Below are 24,540 nucleotides of genomic sequence, written 5' to 3' on the forward strand. Positions count from 1 at the left end.
ATCGAAAATAGACTTTTTTATATAAAATTCGCCAATACTGTTTATTCCCTTTTAAAATTTAGAATTTTGCGACAAATTACCGGTAATTGTCAATATCTCAATATGATACGGAAATGATTGGATAAAAAAACGTCCCTGCATATAATTATGCAGGGACGAAGAAATCGCGGTACCACCCTAGCTTGTGAAATGAATGTATCACAAAATAAAGGGTCGTATGATATGCGTTAATAAAATAAAAACGCCCCTGCAATATATGCAGGGACGAAAAATTCGCGGTACCACCCTAAATTGTGAAACAGTGTCGTTTCACCACTCTTTAGACATAACGGTCTATAACCGTCTTTCACTACTCCTTACGTTTCGTAAAAGAAGCTCCAGGGGGTAATTCATAATTCGCTCTGTACTGGTTTGCACCGACCACCAGCTCTCTGAAATCAGAAATCGAATTACTACTAAATCCTATCAACGCCGATTCATATGATGTTAGTTAAATTTTTATCATATTTTCATCTTACATGTCAATAAAAACATTCAAAATTTTTTTTAGGAAGATAAAGGAGAAATATTTTTAATGTTCTAAAAATGTGCGTTATAATGAATTTGAAAGGGGAGGAAAGAGTGAAGAAAAAAATAATTCTTTTTACCACCTTACTAGTTATTGGCGGAAGTGCTGGAATTTACACAGCTTTTGCAGCTGAATCAGAGCAGGCGAAACAAAAACAAATACAGCAGTCAGAAGTGAAGAAAATGAAAGAAACTGAAGAGAAGAAGTCGATGGAAAAAGCAGCTACGAAACTAGGAGTTTCTACTGAAGGAAAAACAAAAGAAGAGATTACGAAAGAAGTAAATACTGCAAGATTTGAGCAGCGTCATGATCTATTAATTGAGCATGCGAAGCAACTTGGAATTGATACAGAAGGAAAAAAAGATGAAGAGATTATTTTAGAAATTGGAAAGATACAACATGGAAAGTAGAACAACTTATCGTATGATAAGTTGTTCTTTTTTAAGAACTATTTGATTTAAAAATAATTGACAGTCTTTCGAATTTAATGTTAACTATATTTATAAATAAGTTAACATTAGGGGTGACAATTGTGACTGTAAATAGTAAAACGACTGGAAAATCGTCTTATACATATGAAGAATTATCGGAGAAAAATAAAGCTTACGTATGGCACCCATTTACACAAATGAAAGATTATTTAGAAGAAGATCCTGTCATTATTGAACGTGGAGAGGGAAGAAAGCTATACGATGTAAATGGAAATGAATATTGGGACGGTGTCTCATCTATTTGGCTAAATGTTCACGGGCATCAAGTACCAGAACTAGATGAGGCAATTCGTGAGCAATTAAATAAAATTGCACATTCTACTATGTTAGGACTTGCTAACGTTCCATCTATTTTATTAGCAGAAAAAATAATTGATGTTGTACCAGAAGGTTTGAAGAAAGTATTCTATTCCGATTCTGGTTCAACAGCTGTTGAAATTGCAATTAAGATGGCTTTTCAATATTGGCAGCACAAAGGGAAACCGAAAAAACAAAGATTTGTTACATTAAAAGAAGCGTATCACGGCGATACAATTGGAGCAGTTTCAGTAGGAGCGATAGACTTATTTCACCAAGTGTATAGTTCACTGTTATTTGAGGCAATTAAAATGCCGTATCCATATACATATCGTTCTCCTTACGGAAATGACAAGGAAGAAATTGTGAATAGATATTTAGAAGAAATGGAAGAATTGCTGAAAGAAAAACATGAAGAAATCGCGGCTATTATTGTAGAACCTTTAATGCAAGGTGCCGGCGGTATGATTACAATGCCGAAAGGATATTTAAAAGGGCTACGTGATTTATGTACAAAATATAATGTTTTATTTATTACTGATGAAGTAGCGACTGGATTTGGGCGAACTGGGAAAATGTTTGCATGTGAACATGAAAATGTGACGCCAGACATTTTAACGGCTGGGAAAGGTTTAACAGGTGGATATTTGCCAATTGCAGTTACAGTAACGACAGATGAAATATATAATGCCTTCTTAGGAGACTATGAAGAACAAAAAACATTTTTCCATGGGCATAGTTACACAGGTAATCCGTTAGGGTGTGCCGTAGCAATTGCGAATCTAGAACTATACGAAAAAACAAATTTAATAGAAGAAGTGGCGCGAAAAACAGAATATGTAGCGACGCAATTAGAAGCGCTCTTTGAATATAAACACGTAGGGGATATTCGCCAGTGCGGGTTAATGGTGGGTATCGAACTTGTGAAGAATAAGGAAACGAAAGAAGCGTTTGAATGGACAGAAAGAGTCGGTGTTCAAGTATGTAAACGCTCAAGAGAACTGGGTATGATTTTACGACCACTCGGGAATACGATTGTATTTATGCCGCCTCTTGCTTCTACAATTGATGAGATTGATGATATGTTACGTATTTTATATAAAGCAATCTCGGATATTACGGAGGGAGAATAATGAGTGGTTTTTTCATAACAGCAACAGATACTGAAGTTGGAAAAACTGTGGTTGCAGGTGCGTTAGCAGGTGTATTTAGAGAATTGGGATATAGCGTAGGGGTATATAAACCGTTGCAAAGTGGACATGTTGCATCAAACCCTGAGGGAGATGCAGCAAGATTAAAAGCGTTATCAGGTGTATCGACAAGAGAAGAAGAAATTTGTCCGTATTCTATTGAAGAACCACTTGCTCCGAGACTTGCTATGAAAAGAGCTGGAATGACAGTAATGTTAAAAGAAATTACTGATCACTATAATGAACTACTAAAAGAGTTTAACAGCCTATTTGTAGAAGGGGCTGGTGGGCTTGCAGTCCCATATACAGAAGATGCTTTAGTGATTGATTTTGCAAAAGAATTACAGCTTCCTCTTATTATAGTAGCGCGTCCTACACTAGGAACAGTTAATCATACTGTCTTAACAATTTCTTATGCAAAGGCACACGGTTTAACAGTAGCAGGTGTAATTTTATCTGGTTGTAAAGAGTCTGAAATGGAAAGAGTGCAAGAGAATAAAGAGATGATTGAAGAGTTAAGCGGAGTACCGGTTTTAGGCTTATTACCATTCTTTACAGATGAATTTACTCGGGAAGAAGTAGTAGAGTCTGCAAAAGAATATATTATGATCTCGAAATTAGAGGAGTTCATTCAAAATGAATCAAATGTGGCGTACACATCTTCAATCTAAAGTACAACAATTACATGAGCAAGAGCAGTATCGCTATTTGTATGTAACAGAGCGATCAGAAGAGACATGGCTTATTCGAAATCAGAAAAGGATGCTAAATTTAGCGTCAAATAATTATTTAGGGTTAGCTGGAGATGAAAGGTTGAAAGAAGCTGCTATTGCCTGCACGAGAAAATATGGAACTGGAGCGACAGCATCTCGTCTTGTTGTAGGGAATTCCCCGCTGTATAAAGAGGTTGAGAGAAGTATATGCGATTGGAAAGGCACTGAAAAAGCTTTAATTGTAAATAGTGGATATACCGCGAATGTTGGGGCAATTTCTTCGTTAGTTGGTCGCCACGATATTGTTTTTAGTGATAAATTAAATCATGCAAGTATTGTTGATGGAATCATATTAAGCGGGGCAGAACATAAAAGGTATCGTCATAATGATTTAGATCATTTAGAAAAGTTATTGAAGATAGCATCACCTGAAAAGAGAAAATTAATCGTAACAGATACTGTTTTTAGTATGGATGGTGATACTGCATACTTAAGAGGTTTAGTGCAGCTTAAAGAGAAATACGGGGCGATCATTATAGTTGATGAAGCGCATGCAAGTGGAATATATGGAATCGGCGGAGCTGGATTATCTCATATAGAAAAAGATATTGCTCAAAAAATTGATATACATATGGGGACGTTTAGTAAGGCTTTAGGGTGTTATGGTGCGTATTTAACAGGTGATACAATTTATATAGAGTACTTACAAAATATGATGAGAAGCTTTATTTTTACTACAGCTTTACCACCAGGAACATTAGGCGCAGTGCAAAAAGCAATTGAGATTGTAAAAGAAGATAACGAAAGAAGAGAGAAGCTTATAGCGAATGGTGCATATTTCAGGACGCATTTACAAGAAGCTGGTTTTGACATTGGGAATAGCTCAACTCATATTGTACCAATTGTAGTCGGTTCAAATGAAAATGCTTTACGGTTTAGTGAAAGATTACAAGAGGTAGGTATCGCAGCCATTGCAATACGTCCGCCAACTGTTCCGATGGGGAGTTCCCGAATTCGCTTTGCAGTTACGTCACAACATACAATAGCTGATTTGAAATGGGCTATTCAGCATATTATACGCATTGGTAAAGAAGAGGGGTTTTTCGTATGAAAGAGCTAAAGATTATTTTTATTCCTGGGTGGGGAATGGAAGAAGGTGTTTGGACTTTAGTTCTGCCGTATTTTAAAGGATATTCTGTTCAATGCATAGATTGGCGTAACGTGAAAGAGAAAAGTGAATTTGCGAGACGAATAATAGAGGTATCGCATGATGAAAATGTAATTTTAGTTGGATGGTCACTAGGAGCGTTAGCAGCAGTACAAGCTTATAAAAAGATTAAGGCAAAAGGTATCGTACTAATTGGTGGTACTGCTAAATTTACAAATACGAGCGACTATGCGAGTGGATGGAATTCTTTGCATGTAGAACGGATGAAAAAGAATTTAGCGAGAAAGAAAGAAGATACTTTGAAGCGTTTTTATGAAAATATGTTTACAAAAAATGAGCTGAAGGAGAATACGATTTTTGAAGAGATTGCGCTGAATTTTAAAGGAGACTCGATTCAGTCATTACAAGTAGGCTTAGATTATTTAATAGAAACAGATATGAGAAACGAATTAACAGATGTCAAAGTCCCGTTGTTACTTCTTCATGGAGAACAGGATGTGATATGTCCATTATCCGCAGCTCATAGTATGACAGAGAATACGAATGCTATGCTAAAAGTAGTAAGCGAGGCTGGGCATGCATTATGTATAACGAATTTTGAATATTGCGCAAATGAAATTATTCAATTTGTAGAGGGGATACGACATGATCAATAAAACGTTACTGCAAAAACGGTTTAACGGGGCGGCTGTATCTTACGATCAATATGCAAATGTACAAAAAAAGATGGCACATTCGTTACTTTCTACATTGAATCGGCGATATAGTGAAACATCATCGATACGTATTTTAGAACTTGGATGTGGGACAGGGTATGTCACAGAGCAATTATCGAATTTATTTCCGCAAGCGCATATTACAGCCGTGGATTTTGCTGATGAGATGATTGCAGTCGCGAAAGCTAGAAATAATGTGGGGAATGTGATGTTTCGATGTGAAGATATTGAACAATTAAAATTAGAAGAATCATATGATGTCATAATTTCAAATGCTACATTTCAATGGCTAAATGATTTAAAACAAGTGATAAGAAATTTATTTCATCATTTGTCTATAGATGGGATATTACTCTTTTCAACATTTGGGCAAGAAACTTTTCAAGAGCTGCACGCTTCGTTCCAGCGGGCGAAAGAAGAAAAAAATATACGAAATGAAACAGCGATTGGTCAACGCTTTTACTCAAAAGATCAGTTGCTCCATATATGCAAGATAGAAACAGGGGATGTGCATGTTTCTGAAACATGTTACATAGAGAGATTTACAGCAGTTAGAGAGTTTCTACACTCTATTCGAAAAGTAGGAGCGACTAATAGTAATGAAGGATCCTATTGTCAAAGTCCCTCACTCTTTCGTGCAATGCTTCGTATATACGAAAGAGACTTCACGGGAAATGAAGGGATAATGGCAACGTATCATGCTTTATTTGTGCATATAACAAAAGAGGGGAAGAGATGAAATGAAACAAGTACAAACAAAAAGGGATTGGAAAAAACTTGCATACGACGTAGTAGAAGAAAAAATGATTACGAAAGAAGATGCAATAGCAATATTAGAAGCTGACGATACAGAAGTTTTAGAAATTATGAATGCAGCTTATATTATTCGTCATCATCACTTTGGTAAGAAAGTAAAATTGAATATGATTATTAATACGAAATCTGGTTTATGTCCTGAAGATTGCGGGTATTGTTCACAGTCTATTATTTCTGAAGCGCCAATTGACAAATATGCATGGTTAACGCAGGAGAAGATTGTAGAAGGAGCACATGAAGCAATTCGCCGTAAAGCTGGTACATATTGTATTGTAGCATCTGGCCGTCGTCCGACGGATAAAGAAGTAAATCACGTAATTGGAGCAGTGAAGGAAATCCGTGAAACGACAGATTTGAAGATTTGTTGTTGTTTAGGTTTCTTAAATGAAGATCAAGCAGGACGTTTAGCAGAAGCTGGTGTACATCGTTACAATCACAACTTAAATACACATGAAAACAATTACGAGAGCATTTGCTCAACTCATACGTATGACGATCGTGTTGATACAGTTCAAAAGGCGAAGCAAGCTGGTATTTCACCATGCTCTGGAGCGATTTTTGGAATGGGAGAAATAATTGAAGAGCGTGCTGAAATTGCATTTGAACTACAACGTATAGATGCAGATTCTATTCCGTGTAATTTCCTTGTTGCTGTAAAGGGTACGCCGCTTGAAGGACAAAAAGAGTTAACACCTGTAGAATGTTTAAAAGTTTTGGCGATGATGCGTTTTGTAAATCCAACAAAAGAAATTCGTATTTCAGGAGGACGCGAAATTAATTTACGTTCTGTACAGCCGCTTGGTTTATTCGCAGCAAATTCTATTTTTGTCGGCGATTACTTAACGACAGCTGGGCAAGAGCCGACTGCGGACTGGGGTATGATTGAAGATTTAGGGTTCGAGATTGAGGAATGTGCATTATAAGATAGATGGAAAAGCAAACCTTTAAAAAGGTTTGTTTTTTTTGTAAATAAAATGTAATAAAAAGCCATTACAACTTGGTATGAATGGTTTTTCAGCGAGAAAATGAATTTTTGTGGACGAATTTTCCAAGCCCTAGTTGTACATAGTAAATATGTAATTTATATTGGGTTGGAGGATTTTACATGCATAAATACATATTCGCGATTATGATTTGTCTAATTTTAATAAAAGCAATAAGTGCTGATCCAGCTAAGGCCGCCAAAAATCCTGAACAAAAAGAAATGCAACAAAGAATTGAACAACATTTCCGAACGAAAGCTGAACATTTTGGCTTGAAAACGGAAGGGAAAGATTTAAAAGAAGTACAAAAAGAAATTACTATTATAGAAGAAGCAAAAAAAAGAGAGAATGTATGGAGAACAGCGCAAACTCTTCGTATACAAACAGAAGGAAAAACGATGGATGAATTAATACAAGATGTACGGAAAAAGGTAAAGAAATAAAAAAAGAGGCCGTAGCCTCTTTTTTTGTTACGCCCATTGTTTTGATAAGTGGGCCATTTCAATGGCAGCAACTGCTGATTCATAGCCTTTATTACCAGCTTTCGTACCTGCGCGTTCAATTGCTTGCTCGATTGTTTCTGTTGTTAATACACCGAAAATAACAGGGATGTCTGTTTGTAGTGATAAAGACGCAACACCTTTTGCTACTTCATTACAAACGTAATCGTAATGCGTTGTAGCACCTCGAATTACTGTACCTAATGTAATAACAGCATCATACTTTCCGCTAGCAGCCATCTTTTTAGCGATTAGAGGAATTTCAAATGCACCAGGAACCCACGCAACATCAATATCATTTTCTTCTACACCGTGTCGTTTTAGTCCGTCTAAAGCCCCACCGAGTAACTTACTTGTAATAAATTCATTAAAACGTCCAACAACTACCCCAACTTTTAATCCTGTACCAACTAAATGACCTTCGAATACCATAATATATCTCTCCTTTAATTATAAGTTTAATAAATGTCCTAATTTGTTTACTTTCGTTTGTAAATACGCTTTATTCTCTTCTTTTGTTGGCATTTGCAACGGTACACGCTCAGTGACTTCTAAATCGTAACCTTGTAAGCCAGCAATTTTTCGCGGGTTATTTGTTAATAATCGTAAGTTTTGTAAGCCTAAATCTTTTAATATTTGAGCACCGATACCGTAATCACGAAGATCAGCAGGGAACCCGAGTTTTTCATTTGCTTCTACCGTATCGAATCCTTCTTCTTGTAATTTATAGGCACGAAGCTTATTAAGAAGTCCAATGCCTCGTCCTTCTTGTCTCATATAGAGAAGAACACCTTTTCCTTCACGTTCAATTTGAGCAAGAGCAGCATGTAGCTGTGGTCCGCAATCACAGCGGCACGAACCAAATACGTCTCCTGTTAAGCATTCGGAGTGGACACGTACAAGTACAGGTTCACCTGTTGAAATATCACCTTTTACGAGTGCGATATGTTCTTTCGTATCTAATGAGTTAGAGTAGCCAACTGCTTGGAAAATACCGAAATCTGTAGGTAATGTAATTTCTACTTCTCTCGTCACAAGTGTTTCATGATGGCGGCGATAAGCAATTAAATCTTCTATTGTAATCATTTTTATATCAAATTGTTTTGCGCATTCTTTTAAATCAGGTACACGTGCCATCGTACCGTCTTCATTTATAATCTCGCAAATGACTCCAGCTGGCTCAGCCCCGCAAAGCTTTGCTAAATCGACAGCGGCTTCAGTATGACCCGCGCGGCGCAGGACACCGCCTTCTTTCGCAATTAATGGAAAGATATGTCCAGGGCGGTTGAAATCAGAACCTTTTGATGCAGGATTTAACAATTCTTGTATCGTAATTGCACGTTCGTGAGCGCTAATTCCTGTTGTTGTAGAAACATGATCAATGCTCACTGTAAACGCTGTGTGATGCAAATCTGTATTATGAGATACCATCGGTTCTAATTGTAGACGTTCTGCGTACCCTTCTGTAATCGGCACGCAAACAAGACCACGACCATGTGTAATCATAAAATTAATCGTTTCGGGTGTAATATACTCTGCTAAAGCGATAAAATCGCCTTCATTTTCTCGGTTTTCATCATCACATACGATAACGACTTTTCCTTGTTTTAAATCTTCTAGAGCTTCTTCAATCCGATGAAACATTATGCTTCCCCCTTATAGAAATCCGTTTTCTTGTAAAAAGCTTTCGGTCATTGAGCCTGTTCTTTTTACAGGTTTAGTAATAAAGCGTTCGATATATTTACCAATCATGTCACACTCAATGTTTACGATGTCTCCGGCATTTTTTTCTCCGATGACAGATTCGCTTACTGTGTGCGGGATGAGTGAAATTGTTATGGAAGATTCGTCAATATCAAATATCGTTAAACTCGTTCCATCAACAGCAACGGATCCTTTATGCAAACAATAGCGTAGTAATTCATCAGAAATTGCTATTTTATAATAGATGGCATTGTAGTGTTGTTTTTTAGTTAAAATCGTTCCGATGCCATCAATATGTCCTGAAACGAAATGTCCACCGAATCGTCCGTTTGCAGCCATTGCACGCTCCAAATTTACTTGAGAGTGTGATTTAAGCAGGCGAAGTGATGTTGATTTCATTGTTTCAGGCATTGCATCAACTGTAAATGAAGTAGTTGTAAAACTTGTTACAGTTAAGCAAATACCGTTAACCGCGATACTATCACCTAAATGAACATCGGATAAAATTTTCTCTGCATGGATTGTTAATTTCATCGCTTCTCCGCTTCGTTGCATGTTTGCTATCGTTCCTAATTCTTCTACAATTCCTGTAAACATTCCGTCACCTCACTTTGAGCATTCGCAACGATTTTTATATCATCGCCAATTTGTTTCATCTCTTGAATTTTCAAGGAAAGTGCATCTTGTAATTTTGAAAAACCATGTCCTCCAAATAAAGTAGGAGCATCTTTCCCACCAATTAACTTTGGACTTATATACGTTACAATTTCATTGAAATTGTTTGATTGTAAGAAACTTGCATGCACTGTTTGACCACCTTCGACGAAAAGAGAAAGGATTTGTTTTTCGCCGAGTAGGTATAAGACATCTTGGATTTCAATTTGCTTCGTTTTCATTTGGAATATAGCTATATTTTCAGATTCATAAGAAGCTATTTTCTCTTTATTTACATCCTTACCGACAATAATCCATGTCGGTGCTAAGCCATCTGTCATGACATGGGAAGATGGTGGCGTTCGTAAATGGGTATCCAAAATAACGCGTATAGGATGTTTCCCCCCGTTAGGAATTCTTGTTGTTAAATGTGGGTTATCAGCTATAACTGTATTCACCCCAACAAGAATCGCATCATGCGTATGGCGATATTGGTGAACATCAGCTCGTGCTTCTTCACCTGTGATCCATTTACTTTCACCAGTTGTAGTTGCTGTTTTTCCGTCTAAGCTCATCGCTGTTTTAATTGTTACAAACGGCCGTTTCGTTTTCATATAGTGAAAAAAGTATCGGTTTAGTAAAGTGGCTTCGTCCTCAAGAACACCAGTAGTTACTTCGATGCCAGCTTCTTCTAATCTCCTTTTCCCATTACCAGAAACGAGTGGGTTACAATCAAGGGTAGCAATGACAACGCGCTTGACTTCTTTTTTGATGAGTAATTCACAGCAAGGAGGTGTTTTCCCAAAGTGGCTACACGGTTCAAGTGTTACATAAACGGTAGCGTTTTTTGCGTTCTCACCAGCCATGTGAAGGGCGTGAACTTCTGCGTGTTCTTCACCAGCATGTAAGTGAGCGCCCATACCGACGATGTTTCCATCGTTTACAACAACAGCACCAACCATAGGATTTGGACTCGTTTGTCCTGATGTAGCTTTTGCTAACTGCAAGGCAATCCTCATATATTCTTGATCTGTCATTCTCTTCACCTCTCCTAAAAAAATCAAAAAACCCCAAGGAATTAATATCCTTGGGGTTTGGGAGACGTGATTTCTAGAAATATAGTTCGAATACAAAAGTATAGGAAAGAAACCTAACGATGATTGATATTTTTGCATAAGGAAAAAACCTAGCAAAGATATCAAATTTTTTAAACGCTAGTTGTCTCTTTTTTATTTCAGTATAAAAAATGAGTATAGAAAACTAAGCATATATAAAACTTCAAAATGAAACTTTAAAAATATGCATACTGAAATAAAAGTGTATTCACTATATAAAAAACTAGAAACATATCCTTCTCCCATCCAGACTATACTGTCGGCCCTAGAGTTTCACTAGATCCACCGTTTTCGATTTGAAAACGGGTCACGGACTTAGAAGTTTTCACTTCATCACCGCCGGTTGGGAATTTCACCCGACCCCGAAGGATGCTGTTTGGTCAAATTATAGCACAAAAAAGAAAAAAGGCTAGTAAAAAATATTTGAATGTGAAGAATTGTGTGAAAATACGTGGAGGTTGGAATGGAGACAAAAGTATTAGAAATGTTGTTAGGGAAAGGGCTATACAGGTTTTGATTAAAAGAAAAAACATGCACAAAGAAATGTGCATGTTACTTGCCTTATTACTCTGCCTCTGGTGCTCTAACAACAGATTCGAATTTACCTTTATGCGAAGCATCGCAATAAGGCATGTTTTTTGATAAGCCACAACGGCATAAAGAAAATGCCGGTTTTGCTGGGAATGTATTCCCTTGTGAGTCAACTAATTCCACGTCCCCTGTAACGCGAAAAGAGCCATTATCATTTACTTTAATTTGTACTTTTGTCAATGTTATCCCTCCTTCCCAAACGCTTAATTTCATCATATAATCAAGGGAAGTACTTGACAATATAAAGTTCAACTAATAATCAGTGGGGGTGCGGGCAGGTAATCTCCCGCATAACTTCTTTGCCTCAGCCGAATTTTGAGGGGGGAGTCTTACTGCCCGCAAATAGCGGGATAAAAAGAGCACTTTGTTTGAGAGAGAATAGAGTGTTATAATGTTTTTTATAACTGACTAGAGTAAGGTGACGAAAGATGGATAAACAATTACTTACATTACGAAATATTGCAAATGAGCGCACGTGGGCATCATTTTTGAATGATAATCATCCTTATAGCTTGTTACACTGGTCTATTGCAGGTGTAGGACAAGAACCGAAAGATGTTTGGTTACTTCAAGATGAGGTAACATTTCAAACGACAGAATTTCCAACGCTAGATGAAGCAGTGCAATGGATCTCTGAAAATATGGAACAAGTTACAGATGTTTTAGCGCAGTAAAAAACAGGCTTATGCAAGCCTGTTTTTTGTTTCTTTTACATATGTGTTTAAAAATTGATCAACAGCTGCTTCATACTCTTCTTTATTTTCGTTATAAGAGCAAGCGTGTGCACCGTGTTCTGCAATATAAAGTTGTTTATTATTTTCCTTTGCTTCATATAGCGCTTTAGTCATATCAGCTAAAATATAATCGTCGTCTTTACTATGAATAAAGAGAACGGGATTGTTAATGTTTTTTATACAGTCGATTGGTGAAACTTCACGAATTGTATAGCCGTCACGAACTTTTAAAAAGGCGTTTGCTAAAGGTAATAAAGGCCACTTTGGTAAATGGAATTCAACTTTTAAACGGTGCTGTAATTGTCCGTGAAAATCAGAAAAAGGACAATCGGCAATATAAAAATCAGCACCATCTTCTACAAGTCCTGCGTATTGAAGAAGTGTTGCAGCTCCCATCGATTCACCATGAATACCAAGTGTTATATTTGTGCCGAAACGACTTTTTAGCCAGTCAACTACGGATTTTAAATCATGTTTTTCATAGTACCCATAGCTTGTTGTTTTTCCGCCAGTTTTACCATGACGACGATGATCGTAAATAAGGACGTTATATCCTCTGCTTAAAAATAAGTTTGCATATTTTACAGAGTTCATTTTATTTACAGTTACGCCGTGACAAAAAATCATAAACTTATTGGAATGATCAGCAGGAATATAATATCCATGAAGATCATATCCGAATTGCGAAGGGATATGAATTTCTTCTTTATGAAGGGCATCAAAATCTTCTATACGAAAATGCTTTTTCGTTTCTCTTTCAAGTACTTCTTCCTCTGTTTTTTTCTTCAAATACATCACTTTATTTGTAAAGAAAATCCCAAGGGCAGTTATTGCACCTAGTATAGTAAACAATGCTGCAAAAAAACGTTTCATACTTTACCTCATCCTCCAAATACCGTTACATGTGATACACTTACATTGTATCACAATGATAGAAAAGGGGAGAAATAGGAAATGGTGCACATACAAAAAATTACACCAGCAATGAAAGAGACAATTCGAATATTTATGTGTGAGAATTGGGGAAGCTCATTGATGGTTTCGCGTGGTAAGAGGCATCAGTTAGAAGAGTTATCGGGCTTTGTTGCAATATTAAATGACAGAATAATCGGAATTATAACGTATGAAATAATCGGAAATAAGTGTGAAATTGTATCATTAGATAGCTTTGAAGAAAGAAAAGGGATAGGGACAGAGCTTATGAATTGTGTATTGCAAGCTGCAAAAGAAGAGCAGTGCCTGGGGGTTTGGCTCATTACAACAAATGATAATTTGAACGCGTTACGCTTTTACCAAAAACGTAATTTTATGATGACAAATTTATATGTGAATGCAGTGGAAGAGGCACGAAAAATAAAGAAAGAAATTCCACGTATTGGGTATGATAATATCCCAATCTTACATGAAATTCAGTTGGAATATAGCTTAGTGTGATAGTGTAACAATTTTCAGAAATATAAGTTATTAACCTTGACGAATATTGTAATTTAGGTTACCGTAAAATTGTAATCTATTACCATATTAAGGGGTGACGATGTGGCAACTATACGTGATGTTGCAAAATTGGCCGGTGTTTCAGTCGCAACTGTTTCGCGAGTTATTAACGAAAAAGGATATGTCCATGAAGATACGGTAAAACAAGTAAAGGAAGCAATTGAAGCGTTACAATATAGGCCGAATACTGTAGCGAAGCCTTTATTTAAACAACCTTCAACGATCATTGCATTCCTTGTAGATAATTTACGTAATCCATCAAATATCACTTTGCTACATTGTATTGAGGAAGAGGCATATAAAGAAGGATATCAAATAATTGTTTGTAATATAGAGAATAAAGATAGATACATAGATATGTTGAAGCAAAATAACGTTGCAGGCGTTATTTTGACAAAAGCAGTTTTTAAAAGTATAGGAGAAATTCCATTTCCATTTGTTGTGATTGATGAAAAGCAATCCCTTATAAATTATTATGAAAGTGGACAGAGAGCGGTTTCTCTATTAAAAGAGAAAGGCTGTCACTTTCTTGCTTATTTCGGTGAAGGAGAAGAAAGTGAAGGAATGGAAGAGCGTATATCAGGATTTTTAGACGCTGTTTGGGAGGAAGGAATCTCTTATCGAGAAGAAAGTGTACAAGGGTATACGAATAAGCAGTTCATTACATTATTACAAAATCATCCGTATATAGATGGAATTGTAGTCTCAAGTGATAAGATTGCTATTGAGTTAATCCGAGCAGCGAAATTTCTAAAAATACATATACCAGATAAATTAAAAATTATTGGGCCTAATGGGAGTATAGAGTGTGAATGGATAGGTCCATCACTACCAGCAATTGAAAATTACGTCGAAGAAGAAGCGAAAATAGCTTTTCAAAAATTAAAAGGAAAAATAAAAAAGTAAAAGGTGCGTTTTATACGCACCTTTTACAATGTAATTGCGGCAATAAAGCCAAATATAAGTAACGGTATATTATAATGCAGAAAAGTTGGTACACATGTATCCCATATATGATGGTGTTGACCGTCAGCGTTTAAACCTGATGTTGGTCCAAGTGTACTATCAGATGCTGGAGATCCTGCATCGCCTAGTGCTCCTGCTGTACCAATAATTGCAATTGTGGCCATTGGACTAAATCCGAGCTGGATGCAAAGAGGTACAAAAATTGTTGTTAAGATAGGGATTGTTGAAAAGGACGAGCCAATTCCCATCGTAATGAGAAGCCCAATAACGAGCATAAGAAACGCAGCAAGTGGTTTGTTATTTCCAATTATATGTGCACTCGTTTGCACAAGCGATTCAACATGTCCTGTTTTTCGAAGAACAGCGCTAAATCCAGCGGCAGAAATCATAACAAATCCGATAAAGGACATCATACGCATCCCGCTTGTTAATATTGCATCTGCTTCTTTAAGAGGGAGACTACCACTAATTGATAAGACAATAATCCCTGCTAAAGCACCGAAAATCATTGATTCTGTTGCTAATTGAACTGTTAATGTAGCTATGATAGATAATAATCCGAAAGTAATACTTCGCTTTGTATAGGGAACGATTTCATTTTCGGCAGTATGAATTTGTTCTGTTTCATATGTACGAGGTTTTCGGTACGTAATGAATACCGCTACACATAATCCGATAATCATACCGATTGCTGGAATAGTCATCGCTTTTGGGATAAGCGCGACATCAAATGTAAGGCCGCTTTGGGCAGCATTTGTTTGCAATACGTCATGATAAATTTTTCCGAATCCGGCAGGGACCCACATATAAGGGGTAATTAATCCGAATGTAATAATACATGTAACAAGTCTACGATCTACTTTTAGCTCATTTAATACTTTTAAAAGTGCTGGAATTAAGATCGGGATGAAAGCGATATGAACAGGGATAATATTTTGTGAGAAACAAGCCATTGTTAAAATGATGAATAAAATAAGTATTTTAGAATAAACTTGTTTTTTTGTGTCTTGTTCATTGCCAATCCAGTTTAATGCGGTTTGAATCATGGCGTCTGGAAGTCCTGTTTTGGAAAGGGAAATAGCAAAACCACCAAGCATTGCATAGCTTAAAGCGATTGGAGCACTGTTTCCAAGACCAGTTGTAAAGGTGTTAATTGTTTCTGAAATACCGAGTCCGCCGATAAGTCCGCCTGTTAGAGCTCCAATAATGATGGCGACAATGACCTGGACACGTAACAAACTAAGCAATAGCATGACTGCTACTGCGACGAGTACAGCGTTCATAATAGATATAATCTCCCTAATTTTTATTCTGTTAAGGCAAGTAAATATGAAGCAGTTTGCTATATTTATACATACTTGCGACATATTATTATAAAATGTTTTCTATGAAATGTAAAAGAGCCTTTTGTTTTTAATGTTGAAAAGCTAGCTCTTGTTTAATGGATTGTAAAGAATTCGCAAATAGTTCGGGTTCTTCTAAATCAGGAGAATGTGCTGAATTTGGAAACCAAATCATTTTTTTTATGGGCGCTTCAATAACATCACAATATTCCTGAACGAGTGCATAAGGAGTTTGATAATCATAGCGACCAGAACAAAAGTAAATAGGAATAGATAAACTTGAAATGGACGAAAAGAAATCGATTGTTAGCATTTCTTCCCATAAAACGCCAGATTTCAAGTTTCCTGCGAGAAACTTGAGCCAATCTAATAGCGTGTATTCAGGAGAAAAGAAACCTTTTCGTATGAAAGAAAAGGAAGATCCATTTTGGATTGCCCCTCCAAATGTACCAAGCCACTTTCTTTGAATAATGAGACGTCTCGTATCTAAAAATGGTGGTTTACCTAATTTTAAAAGGGAAGCTAATGCTTTTTTATGATTATGCTTTTTTGCAGAATGAATTAAATGTTGATATAGCAATTCTTCGTTTTGTTTCATATGTACAATCTGCCCAATACCAATGTAAGCCTCGATATACTTTGGGTAGCGATGTGCGATTTTAAGCCCGATAATACTTCCCCAAGAATGACCAGCGAGAAATAGTTTTTGTTTGTTGAACCTTTTAAGTACATACTGAATAACTTCTTGTGCATCGGAAACGAATTGTTCGATTGTAAAATTTGCTCCGAAATCTTTCATTGAAAAGGATTTACCTGCCCCGCGTTGATCCCAATTAATAACGATAAAGTGTTTCTCTAATTCTTTTTGAAAATGGCGAATAAATCCGATTTGTGCCATGCCAGGTCCGCCGTGACAGCATAATAAAATAGGCTGTTCTATGTTTTGCCCACGCATAAGGAGAGATTGTTTTCGATTATTAATCATAACGCTTTCCATCGTAGCGATACTATTAGGAATGAGTTGTTTATTTTCATTATAGAACTGTGGGGTATAGCTACGAAAAAGCATATTGAAAACCTCCTTTTCTGAAATCGTATGAATCGCACAGGCTATTTATTTTGCATATACTGTTAGAAAATCATTGTAACATACCATACTAGTGTCATTTCAACATGGGAGGAGGGGAAATTGTGACGATTGGAGAAATTATAGATTGTTTAAATAGACGTGAATCAATCGCTATTATAGCGAAACGCCTTGAAATAAGTCCATATACACTATCGAAGAAATTAAGATTAATTGGATATGAATATGACGGAGAGCAGAAGAAACGTATTTTTGTAGGAGATGGAGAAGAACCACGTCACTTACAACTCCAAGAAGCGACCGCCCTTCAACATGAGAAAACAGATTATCAATTATTAATTTATGAGCAATTACAAAGCATTTATGAATTACTAAGAAAAAGAGAAGAAGTAAGTGCACCAATTATGAGTAAAAGTACAGAGAAAAAGAAACGAACCTTTTCTATTAATAAAGAAGTATTAGCAAGATTAGACGTTATATCAGAATCGAAAGGAGTTCAAAAATCTAAACTTGTCGAAGAGGCACTCCAGCAATTTTTACAGCAATATGACTTTAGCAAAACATCACATTTTGATAACTAAAGAAAAGGATACTATGTTCATTGGAAGAACGAGTATCCTTTTCTTTGTTTCATGTATATTACGGATAAAATAAAGGGTAAGTGCATATCCTTTGCAATGAAAAATATGGATCGATTGTTAGGAAAATACTTAATTCACTTTTTGAATCCTTCCATCAATAACTGGTTGAATTGGCTCTTTTACTTGTTTTACATAATCGACTAGCGCTTCAAAGTCATTAGGGCCAGTTTCTGCATTTTTCCCATTTTTAAATGATACGAATCCATCACCACCAGAGGCTAGGAAAGCATTTGCAACTACGCTATACGTTTTAGATGGTGATAACTCTTCTCCATTTGTTAAGCGTATATCCGTAACCTTTTCACCGTTTGGTTTATTTGCATCCCAAGTGTATTGAATACCTGAAATTTGAAGCATTCTTGTCGTTCCTTTTTGCCATTGTTGATTTAAAATATCGCGAATGTCTTGACCTGTTAAATCTACTTTAATCAATTGATTTCCAAAAGGCTGAATGCCGTATAATTCGCCCCATGTAATGTCGCCAGCGTCTAAGTCATTACGAATGCCGCCAGGGTTCATAAGTGCGATTTGAGCTTGCATCGTTTGGCGCTGTGCATCGGCAATTAAATTTCCGAGAGTAGACTCACCAGCATCGTTTTGTTTACGATCGATAGGTGCTGTAGACTTTCCGATTACTTCATTTACAAGTGGTGCAATTTTTTCTTTATATTGATTTAACTTTTGTTGTACCTGTTTATCGGGCTCTACGCCTTCATGATATGTTGTAATAACTTCTGCTTGTTTCTTTACAATATCTTTTGTTTTACGATCAATTGTTACATCTACATCTGAGAAAGCCGTTCCGTAAGAGTTCGCTTGGACGATAAGTTTATTATTAACGGTACCATTTACATACGTATGACTATGTCCACCAAAAATAACATCAACTTCTGGATCTGTTTCATTTGCAATTCTAGTGAGGTCTCCATTTGTTACACCAGACTCATCAGTTGTTCCGCCAACATGAGCAAGGACGACGATGGATTTAACGCCGAGACGCTTTAATTGTTGCGTTGATTTATTAATAGCTTCAACTTCGTCAGTGATTTCTACATTTTTAAGCATAGTAGGCATAACGACATTTGGTGTATCAGTTGTAACAACCCCGATGAATCCTACAGGAACACCATCTACCATTTTTACAGTAAATGGTGGTAAAAATAAGCGACCAGTGGATTTGTTATAGAAGTTTGCAGCGACATATGGGAAGTTAGCACCTTTGAAATTCCCTGTTTTTTCGTGATAACCACCGTAAATGAGGCGTTTCATTTCATCGATGCCTTCATCAAATTCATGGTTTCCAATTGTACCAACATCAAATTTTAAGTCATTTAAAAATTCAATAGTCGGTTCATCTTGTAACAATGCTGAAACTGGTGGACTAGCTCCGACGACATCGCCAGCATGCACGAGAAGTGTGTTAGGGTTTTGTTTTTTACGCTCTTTTAAATAAGTAGCTAAGTAATCAGCGCCACCAGCTTCTTTGTTACTAATTTTTTTAACGGTATCTAGTTGTCCATGAAAATCATTAATACCAAGCATTTGTACGTCTATGTAGCGGTTTTGTTCAGCTGGAGTCTGAGATGGGGGAGCTGCGAATACGTTTGAAAAGGTAATGGTACTTAAAATAGCAACAGCAGGAATAATTTTTTTCCACATAATTTATTTCTCCTTTTTTTATAATCTGACATCATACGACATAATTTTAATAGATTCATAGGATTATATCTATATAAAAATTTAGTTTTTTCGAAAAATTAACATATTTACAAAAGATAAATAATAGAGTAAAGAGCCTTTTTTATTGTCGAGTTCATTGTGTATCTACTATAATGGAGAAAAAAGTAAAAGGTGAGTAGCATGAAGAAAAAGAAACAAAGACAATCGCAAGTGAATAAATCAGAGAAAGAGTCGCTTACATTAGGCGATCAATTAAATGATTCGTTAATGCAGCAATTAAAGAATAAGAAAAAAGAGTTGCAAGTGAGAGAAGAGAAAAAAGAGGCAGCGGAGCAGGAAAGAAAGCGCCAGGAACAAAAAGAACGTGAAAAGAATAAATCATTTGAAGAACTGTTAAGTGAAAGTAACCTTACTTGGAAAGACTTTAAATAATAATAAAAATGATCAGTGAATACCGCTGATCATTTTTTTGACGAGCTTGTAAGAAAAGGGGAGTTAGAATGAGAAAAATTGTAGTCGTTCCGCATGAAAATCATTGGAGTGAAAAATTTCAAGCGGAAGCCGAAAGATTAAAATCGGCGATGCCAGAAACGGTGAAAATGCATCACATTGGCAGTACATCAGTGCCAGGGCTGGCAGCTAAACCTATTATTGATATGATTATGGAAGTAGAAAGTATCGATAGAGTAGATTATTGGAACGAACGATTTAAAGAGCTTGGTTACATCGTAAAAGGGGAAAATGGTATTTCAGGACGCCGTTTTTTTATTCATGGAACTGAGGAAAAACGTTCGTATCACTTACATGTGTTTGAAAAAGGAAATCCTGAGATAGTAAGGCATTTAGCATTTCGTGATTATATGATGGCACATTGTGAAGAAGCAGAGGCATATGCAACTCTAAAAAAAGAATTAGCCGAAAAATATACATATGATGGCACTTTATATACGGAAGGGAAAAATGAGTTTGTACGTAATGTTGATGAAAAAGCGAAAAAATGGATAGAAAATAACGTGAATGAATGAGTTCACGTCATTTTTAATTTGTATAAAATTATTATGTAAACTGTACGTATGTTTTGACTTTTTAGATGAATCTTGTTGAAATAAAGTGGTGGTTTATAAAAAATGTAACAATGAAAGGGCGAACGACTGTGCATATTCCAACAACTACACTTCATAATGGCGTGAAAATGCCGATGATTGGTTTAGGCGTTTATAAAGCGAAAGAAGGCGACGAAGTAAAACAAGCAGTAAAAACAGCGTTAGAAGTTGGGTACCGTTCGATTGATACAGCGACTGTATATGAAAATGAAAGCGGTGTCGGAGAGGCAATTCGTGAATCAGGTATCCCACGAGAAGACTTATTTATTACGACAAAAGTTTGGAATGACGATCAAGGATACGAGGAGACACTCGAGGCGTTTGAAAAAAGTTTAAAAAAATTACAAATGGATTACGTAGATTTATATTTAATCCACTGGCCAATTAGAGGAAAGTATGTTGATACGTACCGAGCTTTAGAAAAATTGTACGAAGAAGGTAAAGTGCGTGCAATTGGTGTTTCTAATTTTCATAAACATCATTTAGAACTGTTATTACCAAATTGCAAAGTGAAGCCGATGGTAAACCAAGTGGAACTTCATCCAATGTTAGCGCAATTTGAATTGCGTAACTTCTGTCAAAGTGAGCAAATTCAAATGGAGGCGTGGAGTCCATTAATGAGAGGCGGGGAAGTGTTCCAGCACCCAATCATTCAAGCTATTGCGAAAAAATATGAAAAAACACCGGCGCAAGTTATACTACGGTGGGATATTCAAAGTGGGATAGTGACGATTCCTAAATCTGTTACACCATCTCGTATTAAAGAAAACTTTACTATTTTTGATTTCTCACTAACTGAAGAAGAGATGAATCAAATTAATACGTTAAATCGTAATTTACATGTAGGAACGAATCCTGATAAATATGATACGTTATAAAAAGACGCTACCAGTACTGGTAGCGTCTTTCTAACGATGCAAAGCATATGTATCATATTTAACAATTTTTTGAAGTTGTACATATCTTTCTTTTGTTAAAGGCGACTGTTGGCTAGCTTGTACATTTACCTGTAGTTGTTGAATAGAACTTGAACCAGGTATAACGGCTGCGATAGTTTCGTTATGTAAGCAATATTGAATAGCTGTTCCTGTTAAAGAGTTTTCTCCGATAACTTCTTTTATACTCCCGAGTGTTGTATTTAATTCATTGTAAGAATAGGAGAGATAATCCTTTTCTTTTACTTTCTCTACCTTTCTTACATTGTTGTCAGTTAAAATTCCTTTTGCGAGTGGTCCGCGAGCAATAACGCTTATTTGATGTTCATTAAGCATCGGGAACCATTCTTCAGGGCGGCGATTTAAGATGCTATATTCCATTAGTACACTTACGATATTGGAACGTTTTGCATACTCACGGATGACATTTGGGCGTATAGAAGAGATACCGTAATGGCGAATAATACCTTCTTTTTTTAATTCTTCAAAAGCGTCTATTGTTTCATCTATAGGATCTTCAATTGTTCCGCCATGCAGTTGATATAAATCAATGTAATCCGTTTGAAGTCTACGTAAACTTTCTTTTACTTCAGCCTTTATGTAAGCTTTGGAAGGATCCCAAGCCCAGCCGTTTTTTTCTTTTGTCCAACGATTTCCGACCTTTGTTGTAAGAACAATTTGGTCTCGTTTTCCTTTCAAGGCTTTTCCTACAAATTCTTCATTTAATCCATAATCATATAAATCCGCTGTATCAAAAAAATTGATTCCTAAATCGATTGCTTCATCGATAATGCGTATAGCTTCTGTTTCAGATGTACCGAGAGACATGCAGCCAAGGCCCATTTCTGTAACAAACAAATCTGAGTTTCCTAATTGACGTTTTTTCATAGGTCAACCTCCTTCCCTTTATTGTACGAGAGGGGAAAGAGGTTGACAAACGTTTACTTTTTATTTGCTGCAATCCACTCTTGTACAGTTGTATACTCTTTGCCATATTGTTTTAGTTTATGGCGAATTTGCCATGCTTTTCCGACTAACGTAACGCGATTTGGTAAAATATAGACTTTCATTTCTATCACGCTCCTTTCAATGTGGTAAAATGTATGAAGAAAGAATAGGAAATAGAACAGGGAGATGAAGTAGTATGAGTAATCTTGCAGAGAGAACAGTAAAAACTGAACCGATTTTTGATGGTAGAGTTATAAAAGTTCGTGTTGATGATGTAGTATTACCAAATGGAGAAATGAGTAAACGTGAAATTGTAAATCACCCTGGTGCAGTTGCTATTATTGCTATTACTGATGAAGGGAAAATTGTGCTTGTTGAGCAGTACCGTAAAGCGCTTGAAAAGGCGATTATAGAAATTCCTGCTGGGAAGTTAGAACCTGGGGAAAAACCAGAAGTAACAGCAGTTCGAGAATTAGAAGAAGAAACAGGATATGTATGTGAAAACATGGAACTTATTACATCTTTCTATACATCACCTGGTTTTGCAGATGAGATTTTATATGTATATAAAGCAACAGGATTAAAACAAAAAGAAAACAAAGCGGCTTTAGATGAAGATGAATTTGTGGAATTAATGGAAGTGTCATTAGAAGAAGCGATTGATCTTATGAAAGACCTTCGCATTCATGATGCAAAGACGATGTTTGCAGTACAATATTTACAACTACAAAAATAAACACTCGCCAAAGGCGAGTGTTTTTTAATTGATTTTTGCATATACACGTGCATCACGTAAGCTACCATCTGGCGCTAAGAAATCATTTTCCATTGTACCTTCTAAAATAAATTCTAAACGTTCTGCTAAGTTACATGCATTCGTATTTGTTGCATCAGTACGGATTTCAATTCTTCTAGCACCTAACTTATCAAAGGCAAATTGAATGGCACCTTTAATCGCTTCGGTCATATAGCCTTGTTTTGTATAGGCGCTATGCAGCCAGAAATGAAGTGAAAACTTTGGAATATCCCAGTTTTCAGGCTTGAGCGTTATAGCACCGATGAATGTACCAGCTACTTTATCGTATAAGTGAAAATCAAGTGTTTCGCGAAGTAAAAACTGTCCGTGAGCGTTACGAACAATTTCTTCAGCACTCTCTTCTGTTTCAGCGTCAATTGACATCCACGGTACTAAGTCTTCTAGAGAAGCTTGGATTGCTTCATATACTTCTGCACCATCACCTGGAAATGGTTTACGAACTTGTAAGCGTTCAGTTTGAAATAATGTTGGAAAATCTAATAATAATGGTTTCAAGAGAAATCCCTCCTATTCTCTACTTTTTAGTTTAGCAAAGTAGAGCGGAATTTCAATGTTAATTCGTCATACTTTTTTTCTTTCTTTCATACATTTTTAGTAATAGTGTGAACGGAGGGAAGAAAAATGTGGCGAAAAACTTGGCAAGACCGCGTAATGTCTCACATACAGGAAAACTCTTCATTATATATATTTAACGCTGTTTTATTATTGATGGGAGTAATATTTGGAGCAATTCTTGTGAATAGTTTACAAATAAATCAAAAACAAGATTTATCATTTTATTTACAGCGTTTTTTTGGACAAGTTTCTAAAGGAGAATTTGCTATCGCGGGCGAAATGTTTCGAGAAAGTTACTTTTCGCAGTTAAAATACATCGGCTTTATTTGGATTTTAGGGATTTCAATTATTGGATTGCCACTTATTTTTATTTTATTATTTGTAAAAGGAGTAGTTGTTGGATTTACAGTAGGCTTTTTAGTAAGTCAGCACGGATGGAATGGACTATTACTAGCATTTGTATCTGTATTGCCGCAAAATTTAATTATTATTCCAGTCTTTCTCGTTATGACAACAATTGCTGCAAGTTTTTCTTTACGGATGATTAGGCACCAATTTATCAGGAAAATAACCGAGCCACTATTACCATTATTAATTCGCTATACATGCTTCTTTCTTGTAATTGGAGTGGTATTAGCACTTGCTTCTAGTGTGGAGGCCTACGCATCACCAGTTTTAATGAAAGAAGTTGTTGAGGCTATTAATAAAAAATAAATACTTTTTGAGAATAA

General features: G+C 36.2%; 29 protein-coding genes, 1 riboswitch and 1 other annotated feature. Of the genes, 17 read left to right on the plus strand and 12 right to left on the minus strand.

Going from position 1 to position 24,540, the window contains the following annotated elements; genetic code table 11:
- Positions 1-257: 257 nt before the first annotated feature.
- Positions 258-478 (minus strand) — a binding site (T-box leader).
- A gap of 143 nt (positions 479-621) precedes the next feature.
- From COI75_RS11845 to COI75_RS11880, 8 genes are all read left to right on the plus strand, one after another.
- A complete protein-coding gene (locus COI75_RS11845; protein ID WP_002095328.1) occupies positions 622-978 on the plus strand; it encodes a hypothetical protein in 357 nt (118 codons plus the stop codon).
- A gap of 77 nt (positions 979-1,055) precedes the next feature.
- A complete protein-coding gene (gene bioA, locus COI75_RS11850; RefSeq protein WP_002095329.1) occupies positions 1,056-2,489 on the plus strand; it encodes an adenosylmethionine--8-amino-7-oxononanoate transaminase in 1,434 nt (477 codons plus the stop codon).
- Positions 2,489-3,217: a dethiobiotin synthase gene (bioD, locus tag COI75_RS11855; RefSeq protein WP_000012505.1), complete on the plus strand. Its 729-nt coding sequence runs from the start codon at positions 2,489-2,491 to the stop codon at positions 3,215-3,217. Before bioA ends, bioD begins: the two co-directional genes overlap by 1 nt.
- Positions 3,183-4,370, plus strand: coding sequence for an 8-amino-7-oxononanoate synthase (bioF, locus tag COI75_RS11860; RefSeq protein ID WP_001072917.1), 1,188 nt, complete (start codon positions 3,183-3,185; stop codon positions 4,368-4,370). Before bioD ends, bioF begins: the two co-directional genes overlap by 35 nt.
- Positions 4,367-5,083 (plus strand): alpha/beta fold hydrolase, encoded by a 717-nt coding sequence (locus COI75_RS11865; protein WP_000661269.1) that lies wholly within the window; start codon positions 4,367-4,369, stop codon positions 5,081-5,083. The genes bioF and COI75_RS11865 overlap by 4 nt, the downstream gene beginning before the upstream one ends.
- Positions 5,073-5,882, plus strand: coding sequence for a malonyl-ACP O-methyltransferase BioC (bioC, locus tag COI75_RS11870; RefSeq protein WP_000608898.1), 810 nt, complete (start codon positions 5,073-5,075; stop codon positions 5,880-5,882). Before COI75_RS11865 ends, bioC begins: the two co-directional genes overlap by 11 nt.
- A 1-nt stretch (position 5,883) precedes the next feature.
- Entirely contained in the window at positions 5,884-6,882 is a 999-nt protein-coding gene (bioB, locus tag COI75_RS11875; RefSeq protein ID WP_000815859.1) for a biotin synthase, read from the plus strand.
- Between the two features lie 182 nt (positions 6,883-7,064).
- On the plus strand, positions 7,065-7,385 hold the full coding sequence (locus COI75_RS11880) for a hypothetical protein (protein ID WP_000549768.1): 321 nt from the start codon (positions 7,065-7,067) through the stop codon (positions 7,383-7,385).
- Between the two features lie 27 nt (positions 7,386-7,412).
- On the opposite strand, the gene ribH is transcribed toward COI75_RS11880, so the two are convergent.
- The 5 genes from ribH to COI75_RS11905 all read right to left on the minus strand — a co-directional run bounded on the left by ribH (position 7,413) and on the right by COI75_RS11905 (position 11,722).
- Complete coding sequence (gene ribH / locus COI75_RS11885; protein WP_000230890.1) at positions 7,413-7,874, minus strand: 6,7-dimethyl-8-ribityllumazine synthase; 462 nt, start codon at positions 7,872-7,874, stop codon at positions 7,413-7,415.
- Positions 7,875-7,892: 18 nt separating this feature from the next.
- Positions 7,893-9,086, minus strand: a complete 1,194-nt coding sequence (gene ribBA / locus COI75_RS11890; RefSeq protein ID WP_000468999.1) for a bifunctional 3,4-dihydroxy-2-butanone 4-phosphate synthase/GTP cyclohydrolase II — start codon at positions 9,084-9,086, stop codon at positions 7,893-7,895.
- A gap of 12 nt (positions 9,087-9,098) precedes the next feature.
- Positions 9,099-9,743: a riboflavin synthase subunit alpha gene (gene ribE / locus COI75_RS11895; RefSeq protein WP_000493921.1), complete on the minus strand. Its 645-nt coding sequence runs from the start codon at positions 9,741-9,743 to the stop codon at positions 9,099-9,101.
- A complete protein-coding gene (gene ribD / locus COI75_RS11900; RefSeq protein WP_000131999.1) occupies positions 9,725-10,837 on the minus strand; it encodes a bifunctional diaminohydroxyphosphoribosylaminopyrimidine deaminase/5-amino-6-(5-phosphoribosylamino)uracil reductase RibD in 1,113 nt (370 codons plus the stop codon). Before ribD ends, ribE begins: the two co-directional genes overlap by 19 nt.
- A gap of 308 nt (positions 10,838-11,145) precedes the next feature.
- Positions 11,146-11,289, minus strand: a riboswitch (FMN riboswitch).
- 190 nt (positions 11,290-11,479) lie between these two features.
- A complete protein-coding gene (locus tag COI75_RS11905; protein ID WP_080013328.1) occupies positions 11,480-11,722 on the minus strand; it encodes a CDGSH iron-sulfur domain-containing protein in 243 nt (80 codons plus the stop codon).
- A 212-nt stretch (positions 11,723-11,934) separates the two neighbouring features.
- On the opposite strand from COI75_RS11905, the gene COI75_RS11915 reads away from it, so the two are divergent.
- Entirely contained in the window at positions 11,935-12,180 is a 246-nt protein-coding gene (locus COI75_RS11915) for a DUF2552 family protein (RefSeq protein WP_000360800.1), read from the plus strand.
- A gap of 9 nt (positions 12,181-12,189) precedes the next feature.
- Here the strand turns inward: COI75_RS11915 and COI75_RS11920 are convergent, their stop codons facing one another.
- Positions 12,190-13,113 (minus strand): alpha/beta hydrolase, encoded by a 924-nt coding sequence (locus COI75_RS11920; RefSeq protein ID WP_000819223.1) that lies wholly within the window; start codon positions 13,111-13,113, stop codon positions 12,190-12,192.
- 81 nt (positions 13,114-13,194) lie between these two features.
- Between COI75_RS11920 and COI75_RS11925 the strand changes: the two genes are divergently transcribed.
- Together COI75_RS11925 and COI75_RS11930 are read left to right on the plus strand one after the other, a co-directional pair.
- Entirely contained in the window at positions 13,195-13,674 is a 480-nt protein-coding gene (locus COI75_RS11925; protein WP_000233407.1) for a GNAT family N-acetyltransferase, read from the plus strand.
- A gap of 102 nt (positions 13,675-13,776) precedes the next feature.
- Complete coding sequence (locus COI75_RS11930) at positions 13,777-14,640, plus strand: LacI family DNA-binding transcriptional regulator (RefSeq protein ID WP_000201335.1); 864 nt, start codon at positions 13,777-13,779, stop codon at positions 14,638-14,640.
- A 23-nt stretch (positions 14,641-14,663) separates the two neighbouring features.
- Here the strand turns inward: COI75_RS11930 and COI75_RS11935 are convergent, their stop codons facing one another.
- Positions 14,664-15,983 carry a Na+/H+ antiporter family protein gene (locus COI75_RS11935; protein WP_000994822.1) on the minus strand — a complete coding sequence of 440 codons (1,320 nt, stop codon included), beginning with the start codon at positions 15,981-15,983 and terminating at the stop codon, positions 14,664-14,666.
- A 130-nt stretch (positions 15,984-16,113) separates the two neighbouring features.
- The gene (locus COI75_RS11940) at positions 16,114-17,112 is read right to left on the minus strand and encodes an alpha/beta hydrolase (protein WP_000898980.1); all 999 of its coding nucleotides are present in this window, start codon (positions 17,110-17,112) and stop codon (positions 16,114-16,116) included.
- Positions 17,113-17,234: 122 nt separating this feature from the next.
- Here COI75_RS11940 and COI75_RS11945 point away from each other — a divergent pair, with 122 nt between their 5' ends.
- Positions 17,235-17,711 carry a ribbon-helix-helix domain-containing protein gene (locus tag COI75_RS11945; RefSeq protein ID WP_000151908.1) on the plus strand — a complete coding sequence of 159 codons (477 nt, stop codon included), beginning with the start codon at positions 17,235-17,237 and terminating at the stop codon, positions 17,709-17,711.
- A 129-nt stretch (positions 17,712-17,840) separates the two neighbouring features.
- Here COI75_RS11945 and COI75_RS11950 read toward each other — a convergent pair whose 3' ends face one another.
- Positions 17,841-19,430 (minus strand): bifunctional metallophosphatase/5'-nucleotidase, encoded by a 1,590-nt coding sequence (locus COI75_RS11950; protein ID WP_000265543.1) that lies wholly within the window; start codon positions 19,428-19,430, stop codon positions 17,841-17,843.
- Positions 19,431-19,631: 201 nt separating this feature from the next.
- On the opposite strand from COI75_RS11950, the gene COI75_RS11955 reads away from it, so the two are divergent.
- From COI75_RS11955 to COI75_RS11965, 3 genes are all read left to right on the plus strand, one after another.
- On the plus strand, positions 19,632-19,883 hold the full coding sequence (locus COI75_RS11955) for a YqkE family protein (protein WP_000727566.1): 252 nt from the start codon (positions 19,632-19,634) through the stop codon (positions 19,881-19,883).
- Positions 19,884-19,951: 68 nt separating this feature from the next.
- Positions 19,952-20,476 (plus strand): GrpB family protein, encoded by a 525-nt coding sequence (locus tag COI75_RS11960; protein WP_001227182.1) that lies wholly within the window; start codon positions 19,952-19,954, stop codon positions 20,474-20,476.
- A gap of 128 nt (positions 20,477-20,604) precedes the next feature.
- On the plus strand, positions 20,605-21,432 hold the full coding sequence (locus COI75_RS11965) for an aldo/keto reductase (RefSeq protein WP_033657129.1): 828 nt from the start codon (positions 20,605-20,607) through the stop codon (positions 21,430-21,432).
- A gap of 30 nt (positions 21,433-21,462) precedes the next feature.
- Here COI75_RS11965 and COI75_RS11970 read toward each other — a convergent pair whose 3' ends face one another.
- Together COI75_RS11970 and mciZ are read right to left on the minus strand one after the other, a co-directional pair.
- Positions 21,463-22,377 (minus strand): aldo/keto reductase, encoded by a 915-nt coding sequence (locus tag COI75_RS11970; RefSeq protein ID WP_000747197.1) that lies wholly within the window; start codon positions 22,375-22,377, stop codon positions 21,463-21,465.
- Between the two features lie 53 nt (positions 22,378-22,430).
- A complete protein-coding gene (gene mciZ / locus COI75_RS11975; RefSeq protein WP_000870293.1) occupies positions 22,431-22,559 on the minus strand; it encodes a Z-ring formation inhibitor MciZ in 129 nt (42 codons plus the stop codon).
- Positions 22,560-22,633: 74 nt separating this feature from the next.
- Here mciZ and COI75_RS11980 point away from each other — a divergent pair, with 74 nt between their 5' ends.
- The gene (locus COI75_RS11980) at positions 22,634-23,173 is read left to right on the plus strand and encodes an NUDIX hydrolase (protein WP_000067045.1); all 540 of its coding nucleotides are present in this window, start codon (positions 22,634-22,636) and stop codon (positions 23,171-23,173) included.
- A gap of 24 nt (positions 23,174-23,197) precedes the next feature.
- Here COI75_RS11980 and COI75_RS11985 read toward each other — a convergent pair whose 3' ends face one another.
- A complete protein-coding gene (locus tag COI75_RS11985; protein ID WP_000803495.1) occupies positions 23,198-23,749 on the minus strand; it encodes a GNAT family N-acetyltransferase in 552 nt (183 codons plus the stop codon).
- A gap of 126 nt (positions 23,750-23,875) precedes the next feature.
- On the opposite strand from COI75_RS11985, the gene spoIIM reads away from it, so the two are divergent.
- Positions 23,876-24,523, plus strand: coding sequence for a stage II sporulation protein M (gene spoIIM / locus COI75_RS11990; protein ID WP_000269100.1), 648 nt, complete (start codon positions 23,876-23,878; stop codon positions 24,521-24,523).
- Positions 24,524-24,540 lie beyond the last annotated feature (17 nt).

Source organism: Bacillus cereus, from assembly GCF_002564555.1.
Taxonomy (GTDB): Bacteria; Bacillota; Bacilli; order Bacillales; family Bacillaceae_G; genus Bacillus_A; species Bacillus_A cereus_K.